This is a genomic window from Sphingomonas sp. (genome assembly GCF_017744835.1).
Lineage (GTDB): Bacteria > Pseudomonadota > Alphaproteobacteria > Sphingomonadales > Sphingomonadaceae > Sphingomonas.
Genome location: NZ_JAGIAM010000007.1, coordinates 96,539 through 113,476, shown reverse-complemented (window position 1 = coordinate 113,476; position 16,938 = coordinate 96,539). Strand labels below are relative to the sequence as shown.

Below are 16,938 nucleotides of genomic sequence, written 5' to 3'. Positions count from 1 at the left end.
GTCTAGGCCGCAGCTTTAATGCAAGCTTCCGATCACAGTCCCGCGGCGCAGCTCCCTGGCCGCGCCGCTTTCCCGCACCGGCATCTCACCGGGATCGCGGGACTCCAGCCGCACGAGATCGTCTTCCTGCTCGACGAGGCCGAGCATTGGGTGGAGGCGAATCGTACCCATGCCAAGAGCGACAAGCGGCTCGAGGGCATCACCCAGATCAACGCCTTCTTCGAGAATTCGACGCGGACCCTGCTGTCGTTCGAGATCGCTGGAAAGCGGCTGGGCGCCGACGTGGTCAACATGCACGCGGCGCAAAGCTCGGTGAAGAAGGGCGAGACGCTGATCGACACCGCGGTGACGCTCAACGCGATGCGCGCCGACGTGATCGTCATCCGCCACATGAGCTCGGGCGCGGTGCAGCTCATCGCCGACAAGGTCGACTGCCCCGTGCTCAACGCCGGCGACGGCTGGCACGAGCACCCGACCCAGGCGCTGCTCGACGCGCTCACCATCCGCCGCCGGCGCGGCAGCGTCGCGGGGCAGCGTGTGGTGATCTGCGGCGACATCCTCCACAGCCGCGTCGCGCGCTCCAACATGCTGGCGCTGACTGCGCTCGCCGCCGAGGTGCGCGTCGTCGCCCCCTCGACGCTGATGCCGCCCGCGATCGAGCGGATGTACGTCACCCCCTTCACCGATTTCGACGCGGCGCTCGAGGGCGCCGATGTGGTGATGATGCTCCGCGTCCAGAACGAACGGATGGCGGGCGGCTACATCCCCTCCACGCGCGAGTTCCACATGCGCTACGGCCTCACGCCCGAGCGGCTGGCGCGCGCCAAGCCCGACGCGCTGGTGATGCATCCGGGGCCGATGAACCGGGGCGTCGAGATCGAATCGAGCGTCGCCGACCATCCGGAGCGCAGCGCGATCACCGAGCAGGTGGAAATGGGCGTGGCGGTGCGCATGGCCTGCCTCGACGTGCTGACGCGACGCGCGCGCGGGGTGGAGGGCTGGGCATGAAGACGGCTTTCCTCAACGCGAGGCTGGTCTGCCCCAAGGGCGGAGTCTCCACGGGCGGACTGCTGGTCGACGGCGAGACGATCGCCGCGGTCGGCGGCTTCGACGTGCCTTCGGACGCCGAGCGTATCGATCTGCAGGGCAAGACCCTGGCCCCTGCCCTGGTCGATCTGGGCGTGTTCGCGGTCGACAAGGCGGCGTGCCGCGCCGGCGGGATCGCGCGCGTCGGGCTGATGCCCGATCAGTCGCCGGTGCTCGACGATCCCGGCATCGTCCGCCGCGCGGCGCTGTCGGGCAAGCCCCAGCTCTGGGTGCATCCGATGGCCGCCGCGACGCGCGGGCTGGCAGGCGAGGATCTGGGCGAGATGGCGATCAACGCCTCGGCCGGCGCGCGCGCAGTCGCGACCGGGCGGCGCTGGATCGATTCCTCGGGGACGATGCGCAAGCTGCTCGCCTATGCGCACGACTGCGGGCTCACCGTCGTCGCGCATGCCGAGGACGGGGGGCTCGCAGACGGCACCGTCGCCACCGCAGGAGAGACCGCGACGCGCCTCGGCCTGCCCGCCGCGCCGGCTATCGCCGAGGCACTGGCGATCGCGCGCGACCTGGCGCTCGCCGAGGAGACGCAGGCACGCATCCATTTCCGCCAGGTCACCACCGCCGCCGGTTTCGACCTGATCCGCGCGGCCAAGCGGCGCGGCGTGGCGGTCACGTGCGGCATCACCCCGGCGCATCTGCTGCTCTCGGACATCGCGGTGAGCGACTTCCGTACCTTCGCGCGCCTCTCCCCGCCGCTCCGCGACGAGAGCGATCGCCAGGCGGCACTCGCGGCGGTGAAGGACGGCACGGTCGACGTGATCGGGTCGGGCCATGACCCGCGAGGGCCCGAGGCCAAGCGCCTGCCCTTCGCCGATGCGGAGCCGGGCATGTCGGGCGCCGAGACGCTGCTCGCGCTGTCGCTGGGGCTGGTCCGCGATGAAGTGCTGCCGATCGAGCGGCTGTTCGCGCTGCTCGCCGCCAATCCGGCGCGCGTGCTCGGGCTCGACACCGGCACGCTGGAGGCCGGCAAGCCGGCCGACCTGATCGTGCTCGACCCCGATGCGCCCTGGGTGATCCGCGAAACCGCGATGCAGGCCCGCGCCGGCAACACGCCGTTCGACGGGCTCCCGGTTCAGGGCAAGGTGCTACGCCTGTTCAAGGGCGGCACGCCGGTCGACTGAGGCTTAGCGCGAGGCGACCTGCAGGCTGCCGGGCTTGACCCAGCTGGCAACCGTGTCGCCCGCGGCCACGCGGACGAAGCAATTGCCGCCGCTCGCCTTCACCTGGCGGCAGAGCGCGTCCGCATCGGTGCGCGCGAAGCCGCCCACCGAGAGCCGGTAGAAATTGCCGGCGCGCGTCGAGACCTGCGCGCCCTGCGGCGTGGTGCCGTTCAGGGCCGAGACGCGGCGCGTGTAGCGGGCCCAGGCGTCGCGGGCGACGGCGGCGTTCACATAGGCGCCGAGCTGGACATAGTGGTTGCCCGAGGCGCGGCGCGGCGCCGTCGCCGTGCGCGCGGGCTGGGTCGCCGAAGCGACGCGCACCGGAACCGCGGCGGGAACGCGAGCCGCGGGGACCGCCTGGACGATCTCATCGCGCGCACCGAAGACCACCTGCGGCCCGGTGCCGGCCACCTGCTGGGGCTCGGCCTGCGGTTCGGAAGGCGCTTCGACTGCAGCCTGCTCGACCGGGGCGGGCGTGGCGCCCGGCATATAGGCGTCGACCGGATCGGCAGCCGGCGCGGTTGCCGCTGCGGCGACCGCGACGTTGGGCTGTTGCGAGAGCGCGAGCGCGACCGGCTGGCCCGCGTCCTCGATCGGACGCACGCCGAGCAACGCGGCGACCTGATCATAGGCGTTGGTGGGCCGCGCGAAGTTGGTCCACTCCATGATGCGCGCGCCGAGCTGGTCGGGCGGCACGTCCATCGCCGCCATCTGCGTGGCTTCGCGCCAGCGGCCGGCGAGCGCGAGGCTCAGCGCAAGGTTCTGGCGGGTCTTGGCAGTGGCCGAGGCATCGCGCACCGCGGGGGTCAGGATCTCGACCGCCGTGACGGGGTCGCCGGCGAGCGCTAGGGCGAGGCCGCGGTCGCTCACCGGAATGGTCTCGGCGTGGGCCTGGAGCAACGTGCGCGCGCCGGCCCAGTCGCCCTGGCCGATCTTCGCGAGCGCAAGGTTGAGCGCCACTGCGCCGTTCTTCGGATCGAGCGTCAGCGCGTCGGTGAGCGCCTGCCCCGCCGAGGCGAAGCGGCCCGCGAGCAGATAGGCCTGGCCGAGCAGCGCACGATATTCGGCGTTGTTCGGATCATTGGCGACCGCGAGCTCGGCATGCTCGACGGCGTTGTGTCCCTTGCGCTGCGCGATCGCCTTCTGTGCCTGCCGGGCCTCCGAAGCGGCCTTCTTGGCGTTCGCGCCCGAGGCCGCGAAGGCCGAGAGCGAGAGCCCCTGGGTGGCGACGCCCGTGACGGTGACGCCGCCCAGGATCAGGGCCGAGACCCCGAGCTTGAGCATGGTGCGGCTGTTCATCATCTTCACCCATTGTCCTTGGCGGAACCGAGCTGGCGCGCGAGCGCCTCGACTTCGGTCATGGTTTCGAGAAACTGATCGAGCGCCTGCGTGACGAGCTGCTGCGCCGAGCGGCCGGTGACTGCCGAGGCGAGCCGAAGCCGCACATGGCGTTCCTGGTCGAGGCGCAGCGTGAAGGCGGCCTTGCCCTTCTTGGCGGCGACTTCGCGCGCGACGCGGGCGAGCGCGGCGTCGGGAACCGGGCGGGCGTCGAGCTGCACGGGAACGCGACCGGGCTTCGGCACCAGTTGGTGCACCGGCTCGGCAGGCTCTTCCTCTTCCACGCGCGGCATGGGGGCCTGGGCGATCTGCTCGTCGAGCGCCTCGATCTGGCGCAGCACGACGGGCTTGGCGACGGGCACCACCGGCGGCGCAGTGACGGCGACGGGCATCGGCGCGGGGGCGAATGCCTCGTCGCCCATGTCGTTCCAGCCGAGATCCTCGACCTGGGCGCCGGGGGTCATCCCGACGAAGCCCTGGGGGCGCATGGCGGGGCGCGCCTGGCCCTTGCGGGCGAGCAGGCCGGAAGAGAGCGACGCGAGGGGCTTGCTGATCATGCCGCCCTCCTCAGCTCACGACGCGGCGGCCGAAGCCGCCGGCGGGACGGCCTGCGCCGAAATGGGCGACCGGTGCGGAAGGCGCCGCGAAGACGGTGCGGCGGAAGTTCTTCTCCAGCCGGTCGTTGATATAGGACCAGAGCCCCGCCACCTCGGCGGAGGACTTGCCGTTCGGGTCGATCTCCATGACCGTGCGGCCGTCGATCATCGAGGCGGCGAAATCGGTGCGGTGATGGAGCGTGATCGGCGCCACCGTGCCGTGCTGCGAGAGCGCGACCGCGGCTTCGGAGGTGATCCGGGCCTTGGGCGTGGCGGCGTTGACGACGAAGATCAGCGGCTTGCCGGCGCGGTCGCACAGGTCGACCGTGGCGCCCACGGCGCGCAGATCGTGCGGCGACGGCCGCGTCGGGATCACGATCAGCTCGGCGACCTGGATGACGCTCTGGATCGCCATGGTGATTGCCGGCGGCGTGTCGATCACCGCAAGACGGAAGCCCTGCTGGCGCAACACTTCGAGGTCCGCGGCGAGCCGCGCGACCGTGGTCTGCGCGAACGCCGGAAACTCGGTGTCCCGCTCGTTCCACCAGTCGGACAGCGAACCTTGCGGATCGATGTCGATGAGGACCACGGGCCCCTGGCCAGCCAGCTGCGCCTGCACCGCCAGGTGCCCGCTCAACGTGGTCTTGCCGGACCCGCCCTTCTGCGATGCCATCGCCAGAACGCGCATGTACCCCTCGAACGTTGCCGAATGCAGCGTCCCGTTTGGCATGCGGGCGGATAAGAAGAGGTTAATGCGTTTCAGGCGGGGACAATGGGGCTCTCGCAACCGCTCGTCGGGTAAGGATATCTTTGCACTTCGTGGTTAAGACACGCTTATCCATTTGATCGCGGGGGCGCGGAGTTGACTCGGATGAAAGCTGCTTTGCTGGCCGTTGCCGCGGGCGCGGTGCTGCTCGCAGCGCCCGTCTGCGCACAGGAAGATGCAGTCAAGAAGGGCGTCGACGCCTATCAGCGCGGCGACTATCCCGCCGCCGTCGCGCAGTGGCGCGCTGCCGCCGCGCGCGGGGACGCCGATGCGGAGTTCAACCTCGGCCAGGCATACAAGCTCGGCCGCGGCGTTCCGCCCGACATGAAGCAGGCGGAGGAATGGTATCGCAAGGCCGCGCTCCAGGGCCATGACGATGCCGAGACCTATTACGGGCTCGCGATGTTCGAAAACGGCAAGCACCGCGACGCGGTGCCCTGGCTCGAACGCGGCGTGGCGCGCGGCGACGCACGCGCGCAATATGTGCTGGGCGTGATGCTCTTCAACGGCGACAGCGTCGAGAAGGACTGGGTGCGCGCCTATGCGCTGATGGTCCGCGCCTCGCAGACCGGGCTCGATGCCGCGTCCAAGGCCCTGGCGCAGATGGACCAGCATGTCCCCCTCGCCGACCGTCAGAAGGGCTCGGCGCTCGCACGGCAGTACGAGCAGCAATATGGCAGCGGCGGCATTGCCCTGCCCCCCGCGCCGAAGACCGCAGCTGCGCCGACGCGACCGGCGGCTCCCGCGCCCAAGCCCGGCCGGGCGCCCGCACCTGCCCCCGCGCCCGCGGCTCCGGCGCGCGACGGCGGCTGGCGCGTCCAGCTCGGTGCGTTCGGCGACCCGAACAACGCCCGCAAGCTCTGGGCCCAGGTGGCGACACGCTTTCCGGGGCGGCAGCCCTATTTTGTGAAGGCCGGCGCGCTCACCAAGCTGCTCGTCGGGCCCTATGGCTCGCGTGCGGAAGCCGCGGCGGGGTGCCGGGGCGTGAACCCCTGCGTGCCCGTCGCGCGCTGACGGCGCCGCCGCTGCAGCAACCAAAGCGCGGAGGTTTCGTTGAGCGGCGATGATCCGCTCTCGTCTCGCCCTTGCGGCGCTCGCTTTCCCCTCCCTCGCTTCGCTTCCCGCCTCCGCCCAGACCTCGGGCGACCAGGCAGACGCGAACGAGCCACGTCGCTACCGTGTCGCGCTCGGCCCGCAGCTGGTGCCGAGCTATCCCGGCGCCGATCGCCACAGCCTGCGGCCGTTCGTCGACGTGTCGGTGACACGCGGCTCGAAGCCGTTCGAGTTCGAGGCGCCGGACGAGAGCTTCGGGCTGAGCCTGCTTCGCAGCCGGGGCTTCGAGGCGGGGCCGGCGCTCAACATCGAAGGCCGCCGCACGCGCGAGGAAGTCGGCGCGGATCTGGATGAAGTGGGCACCACCGTCGAAGTCGGCGGCTATGCGCAATATTGGCTCACCCCCGGGCTGCGCTTCCGGGCCGAGGCGCGCAAGGGCATCGGCGGGCACAAGGGATGGGTCGGCAATGTCGGCGCCGATCTGGTCGCGCGGGACGGCGACCGATGGCTTGTCTCGCTGGGGCCGCGCCTGACTCTTGCCGACGCGCTTTATCAGCGTACCTTCTTCGGCGTGAACCCCCGCGAGGCGGCTGCCACGGGCCTGCCGGCCTTCAGTCCGGAGAGCGGCGTCAACGCAGTGGGTGCCACGGCCGGCGCGATCTACCAGCTCTCTCCCCGCTGGGGTCTGCAGGGCTATGCGAAATATGATCGGCTCGTCTCCGACGCCAGCCGCTCGCCCGCGGTCCGCGCCTTCGGCTCACGCGATCAGTTTTCAGGCGGGCTGGCGCTCAGCTATACTTTCGGTCGCGGCGTGCGTTGAGGCGCCGGGACCCCGTCAACGGGAGGGACTGCGATGGCACTCCAGCAACTCTACCTCGGCCGGCTGATCGACCATATCCAGCTCGTCGTGCGCGACCTCGCGGCGAGCCGGCGCTTCTATGATTCGGTGCTCGACGCGCTCGGCATTCCGCTTTCGGGAAGCGGCGAGAATTTCTTCTGGGTCGACGAGCTGTACGTATCGACCGCCGATAGCGAGGCCGCGGCGGGCCACCTGACCGGGCGGCACCACATCGCCTTCCAGGCGCGCGACCGCGAGATGGTGGACGACTTCTACCGCGCCGCGCTGGCGGCCGGGGGTCGCGACAATGGCGCGCCGGGCGAGCGGTCCTACCATCCGGGCTATTACGCGGCCTTCGTGCTCGATCCCGATGGCAACATATCGAGGCGGTGTACCACGGCGTGCCCAAGGAGCGCAGCGCAGAGTCGATCGTGGTGACGTTCGACGCGGGCTGAGGCCTCAGCCCGTCACCCAGTCCGCGCGGGCGATGCCCTGGGCATAGAGCAGCGCCGTCAGGTCGTTATGGTCGACCCGCGCGCCCGCGGCGGCCGCGACGATCGGCTTGGCGTGATAGGCGACGCCCAGCCCCGCCTCGCGGATCATCGCCAGGTCGTTGGCGCCGTCACCCACTGCGAGCGTTTCGGACGGCGCTAGGCCGAGCTCGGCGCGGGCCTGGAGCAGCGTGGTTTCCTTGGTCGCGCTGTCGACGATCGGCTTGGCCACCGTGCCGGTGAGCTTCGCCGCCTCGATCAGCAGGCGGTTGGCGATCACGCGAGCGAAGCCGATCCGCTCACCCACCGGCTCGGCGAAGCGGGTGAAGCCGCCCGACACGAGGATGGTCAGCGCACCGCGTGCCCGCATCGTCTTCACCAGCGCCTCGGCGCCCGGCATCAGCTGCACGCGCTCGGCGAGACAGCGGTCGATCGCGCTCTCCTCGAGGCCCTTGAGCAGCGCTACGCGCGCGTCGAGCGCGGCGGCGAAATCCAGCTCGCCGCGCATCGCCCGCTCGGTCACTTCGGCGATCTGCGGCTTGATCCCGGCGTAATCGGCGAGCTCGTCTATGCATTCGACGGTGATCATCGTCGAATCCATGTCGGCGACGAGCAGTTTCTTGCTCCGCCCCTCCGCAGGCTGGACGATCACGTCGGTAGCCGGGAACGCACCCTCGAGCTCGGCGCGCGCAGCCCCGGGGTGCGACATGAACAGCAGGTCCGCGGCCTTGCCCTCTTCGAGCCAGTGCCACGCGCCGGGCGCGCAATCGACGCCGGCGAGCCGGTCGGCGGCTTCCGAAAGCTGCCCTGCGCCAAGACCGTCTGCTACAAGCGTCGCGATGAACATGGGATCCCCTGACCTTCCAACGGTGGCGCTCATCGCAGGGCCGACCGCGAGCGGCAAGTCCGCTCTCGCGCTGGCGCTCGCGGAAAAGCATCGCGGCACCGTGATCAACGCCGATTCGATGCAGGTCTATGCCGACCTGCGCATCCTCACTGCCCGGCCGACGCCGGCGGAGGAGAAGCGCGTGCCGCACCGGCTGTTCGGCCATGTCGACGGCGCCGACGCCTATTCGGCTGCGCGCTGGGCGATCGAGGCGCGCGCGGCTATCGCCGAGGCGCAGGAAGAGGGTCGCCTCCCGATCCTCGTCGGCGGCACCGGCATGTATCTGCGCACGCTGATCGAAGGTATCGCGCCGGTGCCCGAGATCGATCCCGAGGTCCGGCGCGAGGTCCGGGGGATGCCGGTGGCGGAGGCGCATGCCGCCTTGGCTGCGCTCGACCCCGATGCTGCGACGCGCCTTGGCCCGGCCGATACCAGCCGCGTCGCGCGCGCGCTGGAAGTGGTACGCTCGACCGGCCGCCCGATCGGCGAATGGCAGGCGCGGCGCGAGGGCGGGATCGGCGATGCGATCCGGCTCGTGCCGCTGATCCTGCTGCCCAACCGCGACTGGCTGGGTGAGCGGATCGACCGGCGGTTCGGGATGATGATCGCCCATGCCCGGGCCGAGGCCGAGGCACTGCTCGCGCGCACCGACCTCCCCGCCGACGCGCCGGTGCTCCGCGCGATCGGGGTGCCCGAGATGGGCGCCCTGCTCCGCGGCGAGATCGATTCCCACGCCGCAGTGACGGCCGGCGCGACCGCGACACGGCAATATGCCAAAAGGCAATATACCTGGTTCCGCCGCCAGCCCCCCGAGGCCTGGGAGCGCACGACTGAGATAGAAACCAACAAACTTGTAGATCTTTTCGAAAGAAAATTACTGCAATAAGGCTTGACGTGAAGTTTTCGTGCCGGTAGCAGCGCCGCTCGGGCAATGTTATGTGCGTTGCAGCAATGGAGGTTCCAGTGGCCGAGAAGAGCGGAGCAGACATCCTGATCGAGGCGCTGACCGACCTCGGTGTGGAGGTCGTGTTCGGCTATCCGGGCGGCGCGGTGCTTCCGATCTACGACGCGATCTTCAAGCAGGACCGCATCAAGCACATCCTGGTGCGCCACGAGCAGGCCGCGACCCACGCTGCCGAGGGCTATGCCCGCTCGACCGGCAAGCCGGGCGTGGTGCTCGTCACTTCGGGCCCTGGCGCGACCAATGCCGTCACCGGCATCACCGACGCGCTGATGGATTCGATCCCGATGGTGGTGATCACCGGCCAGGTGCCCACCGCGCTGATCGGCACCGACGCCTTCCAGGAGGCGGACACGGTCGGCATCACGCGGCACTGCACCAAGCACAATTATCTGGTGAAGTCGCCCGAGACGCTCGGCAGCACCGTCCATGAGGCGTTCCACATCGCCACCTCGGGTCGTCCGGGGCCGGTGGTGATCGACATCCCCAAGGACGTGCAGGTCGCCACCGCGCGCTACGAGGCGCCGGGCCCGATCCAGCACAAGACCTATCGCCCGCAGACCGAGCCCGACCCGGCCAAGATCCAGGAAGCGGTGGACATGCTCGCCGCAGCGGAGCGCCCGGTCTTCTACACCGGCGGCGGCGTGATCAATTCGGGGCCCGAGGCCGCGCGGCTGCTGCGCGAGCTGGCCGCGCTCACCGGCGCGCCGGTCACTTCGACGCTGATGGGCCTCGGCGCCTTCCCCGCCTCTTCGGACCAGTGGCTGGGCATGCTCGGCATGCACGGCACCTACGAAGCCAATTGGGCGATGAACAAGGCCGACCTGATCATCGCGCTCGGGGCGCGGTTCGACGATCGCGTCACCGGCCGGCTCGACGCCTTCGCGCCGAACAGCCGCAAGGTGCACATCGACATCGACCGTTCGAGCGTGAACAAGAACGTCCGCGTCGACCTGCCGATCATCGCCGATGTCGGCAACGCACTGGCGGCGATGATCGAGAGCTGGAAGGCACGCAACCATCCGAAGCCCGACCTGTCCGAATGGTACGCGCGCATCAACGGCTGGCGCGCCAAGCGCTGCCTCGACTTCGAGGATCGCCAGGACGCGATCATGCCGCAAAAGGCGATCCGTGCGCTCTACGAGGCGACCAGGGACCGCGCGCCGATCATCACCACCGAAGTCGGCCAGCACCAGATGTGGGCCGCGCAGCACTTCGGCTTCGAGGCCCCGAACAAGTGGCTGACCTCGGGCGGGCTCGGCACGATGGGCTATGGCTTGCCGGCCGCGATCGGCGCGCAGCTCGGCAATCCCGACGCGCTGGTGATCGACATCGCCGGCGAGGCATCGATCCAGATGAACATCCAGGAACTGGCGACGGCGACGCAATATCGCCTGCCGGTCAAGATCTTCATCCTCAACAACGAATATATGGGCATGGTCCGCCAGTGGCAGGAGCTGACCTATCAGAGCCGCTATTCGGAGAGCTATTCGGACGCGCTGCCCGATTTCGTGAAGCTCGCCGAGGCCTATGGCTGGAAGGGCATCCGCATCGAGGATCGCGCCGGTCTGGAGAGCGGCATCGAGGAAATGCTGGCCTATGACGGGCCGGTGATGGTCGATTGCCGCGTCGCCAAGCTCGCCAACTGCTTCCCGATGATCCCGTCGGGCGCGGCCCACACCGAAATGCTCCTCCAGTCCGCCGAAGTCTCCGGCGAAATGGACGACGAAGCCAAGGCGCTGGTCTGAACCCATGCACATCAAGGAAGAAACCACCGAGCGGCACACGCTCGCCGTGATCGTCGACAACGAGCCGGGCATTCTCGCCCGGATCGCCGGCCTGTTCACTGCGCGCGGCTACAATATCGAGAGCCTGACGGTGAGCGAGATCACCGCGGACAATCTCATCAGCCGCATCACCATCGTCACGTCGGCTTCGGCCCCGGTGATGGAGCAGATCATCGCCCAGCTCGAGCGGCTGGTGCCGGTGCACAAGGTGACCGACCTCACCGAGGCCGGCGCGCACGTCGAGCGCGAGCTGGCGCTGGTCAAGGTCAGGGGCACCGGCGAGCACCGGATCGAGGCGCTGCGCCTCGCCGAAGTCTATCGCGCCCGCGTGGTCGATGCGACGATCGGCAGCTTCGTGTTCGAAGTCACCGGCGGCCGCGAGAAGATCAACAAGTTCGTCGAGCTGATGCGCGACCTCGGCCTCGTCGAGGTGGCGCGCACCGGCATCGTCGCGATTTCGAGAGGGGCCGAGGCGGCCTGAGTTCCGTTTCATTCCGTCACCCCCGCGCAGGCGGGGGCCCAGAGTCACGAGCGTTCCGGCCTGTTGCCCTGGATCCCCGCCTTCGCGGGGATGACGATCACAAAGGGAAGAGAAGAGAATGCGTGTCTATTACGATCGCGACGCCGATCTGAACCTGATCACCGGCAAGAAGATCGCCATCCTCGGCTATGGCTCGCAGGGCCATGCCCATGCGCAGAACCTGCGCGACAGCGGCGTGAAGGAAGTCGCGATCGCGCTGCGCCCCGGCTCGGCCTCCGCGGCCAAGGCCGAAGGCGCCGGCTTCAAGGTGCTTCCGAACAAGGAAGCGGCCGCCTGGGCCGACATCCTGATGATCCTCGCGCCCGACGAGCACCAGGCCGCGATCTATGAGGCGGACATCAAGGGCAACATGAAGCCCGGCGCCGCGCTCGCGTTCGCGCATGGCCTCAACGTCCATTTCGGCCTGATCGAGCCGCCGGCGGACATCGACGTGATCATGATCGCGCCCAAGGGCCCCGGCCACACCGTGCGCAGCGAATATGTCCGTGGCGGCGGCGTCCCCTGCCTGATCGCGATCCACCAGGACGCCAGCGGCAACGCCCACGACGTCGCGCTCGCCTATGCCTCGGGCGTCGGCGGCGGCCGCTCGGGCATCATCGAGACCAACTTCCGCGAGGAATGCGAGACCGACCTGTTCGGCGAGCAGGCCGTGCTCTGCGGCGGCGCCACCGCGCTGGTCCAGGCGGGCTTCGAGACGCTGGTCGAGGCGGGCTATGCCCCCGAGATGGCCTATTTCGAGTGTCTCCATGAGCTCAAGCTGATTGTCGACCTGATGTACGAGGGCGGCATCGCCAACATGCGCTATTCGATCTCGAACACCGCCGAGTACGGTGACATCAAGACCGGCCCGCGCATCATCACCGAGGAAACCAAGAAGGAAATGAAGCGCGTGCTCGCCGACATCCAGTCGGGCCGCTTCGTCAAGGACTTCGTGCTCGACAACCGCGCCGGCCAGCCCGAGCTCAAGGCCAGCCGCATCGCCGCCAAGCGCCACCAGATCGAGCAGGTCGGCAGCGAGCTGCGCGCGATGATGCCCTGGATCGGCGCCAACAAGCTGGTCGACCAGACCAAGAACTGATCAACCGCACTCGCCGATCTACTCCCCTCTCTGCCCACAGGGAGGGGAAATCGGCGGGGAATTCGAGCCTTTGACTTCCCGGCCGCCATCCGCTCAAGATTGCCTGACGAGAGGGGCGACATGACCGGCGAAACCGAAGGCCATGGCGGAGTCACGCGGATCGAGGCCTTCTCGGACGGCGTGATCGCGATCATCATCACGATCATGGTGCTCGAGATGAAAGCGCCGGAGGAGCCCGGGGTGGCGCATCTGCTGGCGCTCTGGCCGGTGTTCGTCGCCTATGCGCTCAGCTATGCCTATGTCGCCATCTATTGGGTGAACCACCACCGCATGTTCAGCCATGCGCGGCGCGTGACCAACGCGCTGGTCTGGTCGAACATCGCGCTGCTCTTCGCGCTGTCGCTGGTGCCCTTCGCGACGGCCTATCTCGGCTCGCAGGAATTCAGCCGCGACTCGACTTTGCTCTACATGGGCGTGATGATCCTGCCGGCCTTCGCCTATGTCTGGCTTCAGTCCGTGGTCCGGCGCACGGGCAGCCAGGACGAGGCGGCGCAGGCCTATCACCAGCGCTCGGTGCGCAAGGGGATCGTCGCCACGCTGATCTATGGCAGCGGCATGCTGCTGACTCTGATCTCGCCCTGGGCGGGGCTCGCCTGCGCGGCGCTCGTCGCCTTGCTCTGGTTCCTGCCCAAGAGCCCGCTCGACGCGCTGTTCGGAAGCTGACTCGCCGCAAACGCCGGTTTGACGCGGGCCGGCGCCGGGAGGATTATGCAGCTGCCCAACGAACAGGGAGCCCCTCGTATGCGCATCCGCACCATCGCCATCGCCACCCTCTTTGCCGTCGCCACGCCGGTGATCGCCCAACAGGCCATGCAGGCGCCCGGCACGCACGACGCCTCGCGCCTGACCGGGGGCACCTATGCCGCCGATCCCAACCATACGCTGATCGGCTGGCGCGTGAGCCACCTCGGCTTCAACGACTATTTCGGGATCTTCGGCGGATCGACCGGCACGCTGACGCTCGATCCGAAGAACCCGGGAGCGGCCAAGGTGGACATCACGATCCCGGTCTCCAAGGTGACCACGGCCAACGCCGGCCTGACTCAGCACCTGCTCAAGCCCGCCGAGACCGGCAAGCCGGCCGACTTCTTCGGCGCCAACCCCGCCGACGCGCGCTTCGTCTCGAGACAAGTGACGGTGACCGGCGAGAAGGCCCGCATCCTCGGCGCGCTGACGCTCAACGGGCAGACGCGCGACGTGACGCTCGACGCCGAATTCGTCGGCGCAGGCCCCGCTCCGCGCAGCAACACGGAAACCGTCGGCTTCCACGCCCACGGCACGATCAAGCGCAGCGAGTTCGGCCTTGGCTTCGGCGTGCCGATGGTCTCGGACGAAGTCGCCCTGGATATCAGCGCTGCGTTCGAGAAGCAGTAAAGGCATAAGAAAAGGGCCGGAGCATCGCTGCTCCGGCCCTTTTCCTTGGCTCGGCCGCTGGCTCAGAAGCCGAAGCGGACCCGCGCGCCGTAGAAGCGCGGATAGCCGGGGTAGCCGTTGAAGTTGCCCGTCTGCTCCGGCACGGCGAAGCCGGTGATGTAGTAGAAGGTGTTGGTCAGGTTCTCGACAAACACCTCGCCGCGGATCTTGCCGTCGTTGGTCTGCAGGCCGATGCTGCCGTTGATCAGCCCATAGCCTTCGTTGCGGATCGCCGTCCGGCCGGTGACCGGATCGGGGTTGCTCGAAGGGATGTCGACTTCGCTGTTGTAGCGGAAGTCGATGTGCAGCAGCCCCTTGAGCGAGTCCGAGAGACGCGGCTCCCAGGTCATGGCGCCGGTCACCGTGTGCTCGGGCTGATTGTTGAACTGCTGGCCTTCCTGGCCCTGGAGCGGTGTGCCGGTGAAGTCGTTCGACTCGTCGTACTTGGCGCTGATGTAGCTGTAGCCGAGCTGGAAGGTGAGATCGCGCGCCGGGCGGATCGTCGATTCGACTTCGATGCCCTTCGAAATGCTCTTGTCGACATTCTGGACGACGAAGTTGTTGCCCGCGAACACCAGCGACTGGAGCCCGTAGAAGTTCATGTAGAAGGCCGCGACGTTGAGCGAGAAGGCGCGGCTCGGGCTCATCTTGAAGCCGACCTCATAGGCATCGTTGGTCTCCGCGCCGAAGCGCAGGTCCGAACCCTGCGCCCCGTTGCCGCCGAGCAGCACCGAGTCGAAGGTCGCCTGGTCGAGGTTGTAGCCGCCCGACTTGTAGCCGTGGTCGAAGCTCGCATAGGCGAGCAGCCGGTCGGAGAATTTGTACGCCAGCTTGGCGGTGCCGGTGATCTCGTCGTCCGAGAAGCTGTCGGTATAGTTGCCGTTGAACTCGGTGTTCACCGCCGGGTTGCAGCTCAGCAGGTACAGGTTGTTGAAGATGCCGAGCTGGCGGAGCACGTTGGCATAGGCGTTCGCCGCCGCATTGCCGCCGCGCACCTGCTCGAAGAAGCGGCAGCTGCCGGTGTTGTTGTTGATCGAGGCGTCGAGGGCCTTGCGCTCATGGTTCCAGCGGGCGCCGAGCGTCAGCGACAGTTTGTCGGTGACGTTGATGATGTTGTGCGTGAACAGCGCGAACGCGTCGGTCTTCACGCGGAAATCGTCGTTGTTGTTGCCCTGCCCTGGCGTGGCGGCCGGCAGCGGCGATGCGGCGAGCGCCGCCAGGCCCGGGATCGGCGTCGACGGGAAGCCGGGGATCACGCAAAGGCTCGACGGAGCCGTGCCCGCCTGTGCGCGGAAGCAGCCCACCAGCGGCGCCAGCTGCGCGCCATAGACTGCGTTCAGCGCCGGCAGCGAGTTGGGCACCGCGGGGTTGAGCAGCACGGCGCCGGGCGTCGGCACCGTCGGCCCGAGCGACCCGTAGAACTGCACGCGGCCGCCGAACGACGGGCCGGCTAGTGCATTGAACACCGAGTCGACGAAGAGATTGCCGTCGTTGCCCAGCCGCACCGTGTCGCGCAGCTTGTTGGTCTCGTTGAGGTAGAAACCGCCGACGAGCCAGTCGAGCACGCCACCGAAGGCCGAGCCCTGGAAGCGAAGCTCCTGGGTGAAGTCCTGGAGCTGGGTGCGGTAGCCATCGCGGTAGGCGCGATCGATGCCCGAGAAATCGATGTCCTGGTTCCGGGTGGCGCGCCAGTTGCGATAGGCGGTGATCGAGGTGAGCTTGGCGCCGCCCAAATCCCAGTTGAGCTCGCCCGAGAAGCCCCAATCGCGGACGCGCTCGGCATAGTCGCGATTGGGCGACATGCCCTGGACGCGGTCGCTCGGCGCGCCGGTGTAGATGCCGGTGCGGCCCTGCGCGGTCGCGATGCCGTTGATGATCTGCGCGAACGGGCCGCGCACGACCGAGACGGTGCCGCAGCACTGCTCGTCGGTCTCGTAATAGTCGCCGATCAGGCGGAAGGTGATGTCGCCGGTGTCGAGCAGCGCCTGGCCGCGGACGTTCCAGCGGTTGATGTCGTTGATTGCGCGATCGCTGTTCGCGTCCTGGATGAAGCCGTCGCGCTTGCGATAGCCGGCGTCAAGGCGCAGCGCGAGCGACTTGCCCACCGGGCCGGTGATCGCACCCTTCACGCCATAGGCGTTGTAGTTGCCGTACGTGCCCTCGACATAGCCGCCGAGGTCGAACTGCGGCTGGGCAGTGTAGATGCTGAGCGCGCCGGCCGAGGTGTTGCGGCCGAACAGCGTGCCCTGCGGCCCGCGCAACACTTCGACGCGCTCGAGCTCGGGCAACTCGGAGATGGCGACGCCCGCACGGGCGCGGAATACGCCATCGATGAACACGCCCACCGCCGGCTCGAAGCCGGGGTTGTCGCCGCCCGTCGTGATGCCGCGGATATAGATGGTGGTGCCGGTCGCCGAGGACTGGCCGGTCGAGCTCTGGAGCGACGGCGCGAGCTGCTCGAGGTCGCGGATGTTGTCGACGCCGGCATTCCGCAGCAGCTCGGGTCCGATCGCGGTGATCGCGATCGGCACCGACTGCACCGTCTCATTGCGGCGCGTGGCGGTGACGACGATCTCGTTGGCACCCTGGAAATCGTCCGTGGCGGCTTGCTGCGCGGCGCCGGTGGCGGGCGTTTCCTGCGCATAGGCGGGCGCGGCCAGGAACAGCGTGAGCGCAGTCGCGGCCAGCAGGTCGAACTTCTTCATCGGGAACCCCCTCTCCTGCGTCGCGCACCGGTTCCCTCCGGCCACGACGTTGCTTTTATTTCGGTTGCAACTATCGCTGCAATTCGAGAGCGCCGTCAACGGGCTGCAGGCGCGGGACTCCGCGGTCTGCGGCGGATTTCCGAGGGGGCCATGTGCGCTTC

The 16,938-nt window shown here is 68.6% G+C and carries 16 protein-coding genes; 11 read left to right on the top strand and 5 right to left on the bottom strand.

Annotated features, from left to right (window positions below; all coding sequences use genetic code 11):
* Window positions 1–18: 18 nt before the first annotated feature.
* Window positions 19–1,008 carry an aspartate carbamoyltransferase catalytic subunit gene (locus J7500_RS18120; protein WP_294063496.1) on the top strand — a complete coding sequence of 330 codons (990 nt, stop codon included), beginning with the start codon at window positions 19–21 and terminating at the stop codon, window positions 1,006–1,008.
* Complete coding sequence (locus J7500_RS18115) at window positions 1,005–2,225, top strand: amidohydrolase family protein (RefSeq protein ID WP_294063495.1); 1,221 nt, start codon at window positions 1,005–1,007, stop codon at window positions 2,223–2,225. Before J7500_RS18120 ends, J7500_RS18115 begins: the two co-directional genes overlap by 4 nt.
* A 3-nt stretch (window positions 2,226–2,228) precedes the next feature.
* On the opposite strand, the gene J7500_RS18110 is transcribed toward J7500_RS18115, so the two are convergent.
* From J7500_RS18110 to J7500_RS18100, 3 genes are read right to left on the bottom strand one after another with little or no spacing between them, the layout of a single operon-like run.
* On the bottom strand, window positions 2,229–3,566 hold the full coding sequence (locus J7500_RS18110; RefSeq protein ID WP_294063555.1) for an SPOR domain-containing protein: 1,338 nt from the start codon (window positions 3,564–3,566) through the stop codon (window positions 2,229–2,231).
* Window positions 3,567–3,568: 2 nt separating this feature from the next.
* Window positions 3,569–4,159, bottom strand: coding sequence for a hypothetical protein (locus tag J7500_RS18105; RefSeq protein ID WP_294063494.1), 591 nt, complete (start codon window positions 4,157–4,159; stop codon window positions 3,569–3,571).
* Between the two features lie 10 nt (window positions 4,160–4,169).
* On the bottom strand, window positions 4,170–4,886 hold the full coding sequence (locus J7500_RS18100; RefSeq protein WP_294063493.1) for a ParA family protein: 717 nt from the start codon (window positions 4,884–4,886) through the stop codon (window positions 4,170–4,172).
* Between the two features lie 183 nt (window positions 4,887–5,069).
* Here J7500_RS18100 and J7500_RS18095 point away from each other — a divergent pair, with 183 nt between their 5' ends.
* From J7500_RS18095 to J7500_RS18085, 3 genes are read left to right on the top strand one after another with little or no spacing between them, the layout of a single operon-like run.
* On the top strand, window positions 5,070–5,978 hold the full coding sequence (locus J7500_RS18095) for an SPOR domain-containing protein (RefSeq protein ID WP_294063492.1): 909 nt from the start codon (window positions 5,070–5,072) through the stop codon (window positions 5,976–5,978).
* 49 nt (window positions 5,979–6,027) lie between these two features.
* Window positions 6,028–6,837: a MipA/OmpV family protein gene (locus J7500_RS18090; protein WP_294063491.1), complete on the top strand. Its 810-nt coding sequence runs from the start codon at window positions 6,028–6,030 to the stop codon at window positions 6,835–6,837.
* 33 nt (window positions 6,838–6,870) lie between these two features.
* Complete coding sequence (locus tag J7500_RS18085; protein ID WP_294063489.1) at window positions 6,871–7,293, top strand: VOC family protein; 423 nt, start codon at window positions 6,871–6,873, stop codon at window positions 7,291–7,293.
* Window positions 7,294–7,314: 21 nt separating this feature from the next.
* Here J7500_RS18085 and serB read toward each other — a convergent pair whose 3' ends face one another.
* On the bottom strand, window positions 7,315–8,193 hold the full coding sequence (serB, locus tag J7500_RS18080; protein ID WP_294063487.1) for a phosphoserine phosphatase SerB: 879 nt from the start codon (window positions 8,191–8,193) through the stop codon (window positions 7,315–7,317).
* Between serB and miaA the strand changes: the two genes are divergently transcribed.
* The 6 genes from miaA to J7500_RS18050 all read left to right on the top strand — a co-directional run bounded on the left by miaA (window position 8,186) and on the right by J7500_RS18050 (window position 14,033).
* Window positions 8,186–9,118 carry a tRNA (adenosine(37)-N6)-dimethylallyltransferase MiaA gene (gene miaA / locus J7500_RS18075; protein ID WP_294063485.1) on the top strand — a complete coding sequence of 311 codons (933 nt, stop codon included), beginning with the start codon at window positions 8,186–8,188 and terminating at the stop codon, window positions 9,116–9,118. The genes serB and miaA overlap by 8 nt on opposite strands.
* Before the next feature lie 77 nt (window positions 9,119–9,195).
* On the top strand, window positions 9,196–10,941 hold the full coding sequence (locus J7500_RS18070) for an acetolactate synthase 3 large subunit (protein ID WP_294063483.1): 1,746 nt from the start codon (window positions 9,196–9,198) through the stop codon (window positions 10,939–10,941).
* Window positions 10,942–10,945: 4 nt separating this feature from the next.
* Window positions 10,946–11,461 carry an acetolactate synthase small subunit gene (gene ilvN, locus J7500_RS18065; protein WP_294063482.1) on the top strand — a complete coding sequence of 172 codons (516 nt, stop codon included), beginning with the start codon at window positions 10,946–10,948 and terminating at the stop codon, window positions 11,459–11,461.
* A 118-nt stretch (window positions 11,462–11,579) separates the two neighbouring features.
* Window positions 11,580–12,599, top strand: a complete 1,020-nt coding sequence (gene ilvC, locus J7500_RS18060) for a ketol-acid reductoisomerase (RefSeq protein ID WP_294063480.1) — start codon at window positions 11,580–11,582, stop codon at window positions 12,597–12,599.
* 120 nt (window positions 12,600–12,719) lie between these two features.
* Window positions 12,720–13,322 carry a TMEM175 family protein gene (locus tag J7500_RS18055; protein WP_294063478.1) on the top strand — a complete coding sequence of 201 codons (603 nt, stop codon included), beginning with the start codon at window positions 12,720–12,722 and terminating at the stop codon, window positions 13,320–13,322.
* A gap of 78 nt (window positions 13,323–13,400) precedes the next feature.
* Window positions 13,401–14,033, top strand: a complete 633-nt coding sequence (locus tag J7500_RS18050) for a YceI family protein (protein WP_294063476.1) — start codon at window positions 13,401–13,403, stop codon at window positions 14,031–14,033.
* A 62-nt stretch (window positions 14,034–14,095) separates the two neighbouring features.
* Here the strand turns inward: J7500_RS18050 and J7500_RS18045 are convergent, their stop codons facing one another.
* Window positions 14,096–16,777: a TonB-dependent receptor gene (locus tag J7500_RS18045; protein WP_294063475.1), complete on the bottom strand. Its 2,682-nt coding sequence runs from the start codon at window positions 16,775–16,777 to the stop codon at window positions 14,096–14,098.
* Between the last annotated feature and the right edge of the window lie 161 nt (window positions 16,778–16,938).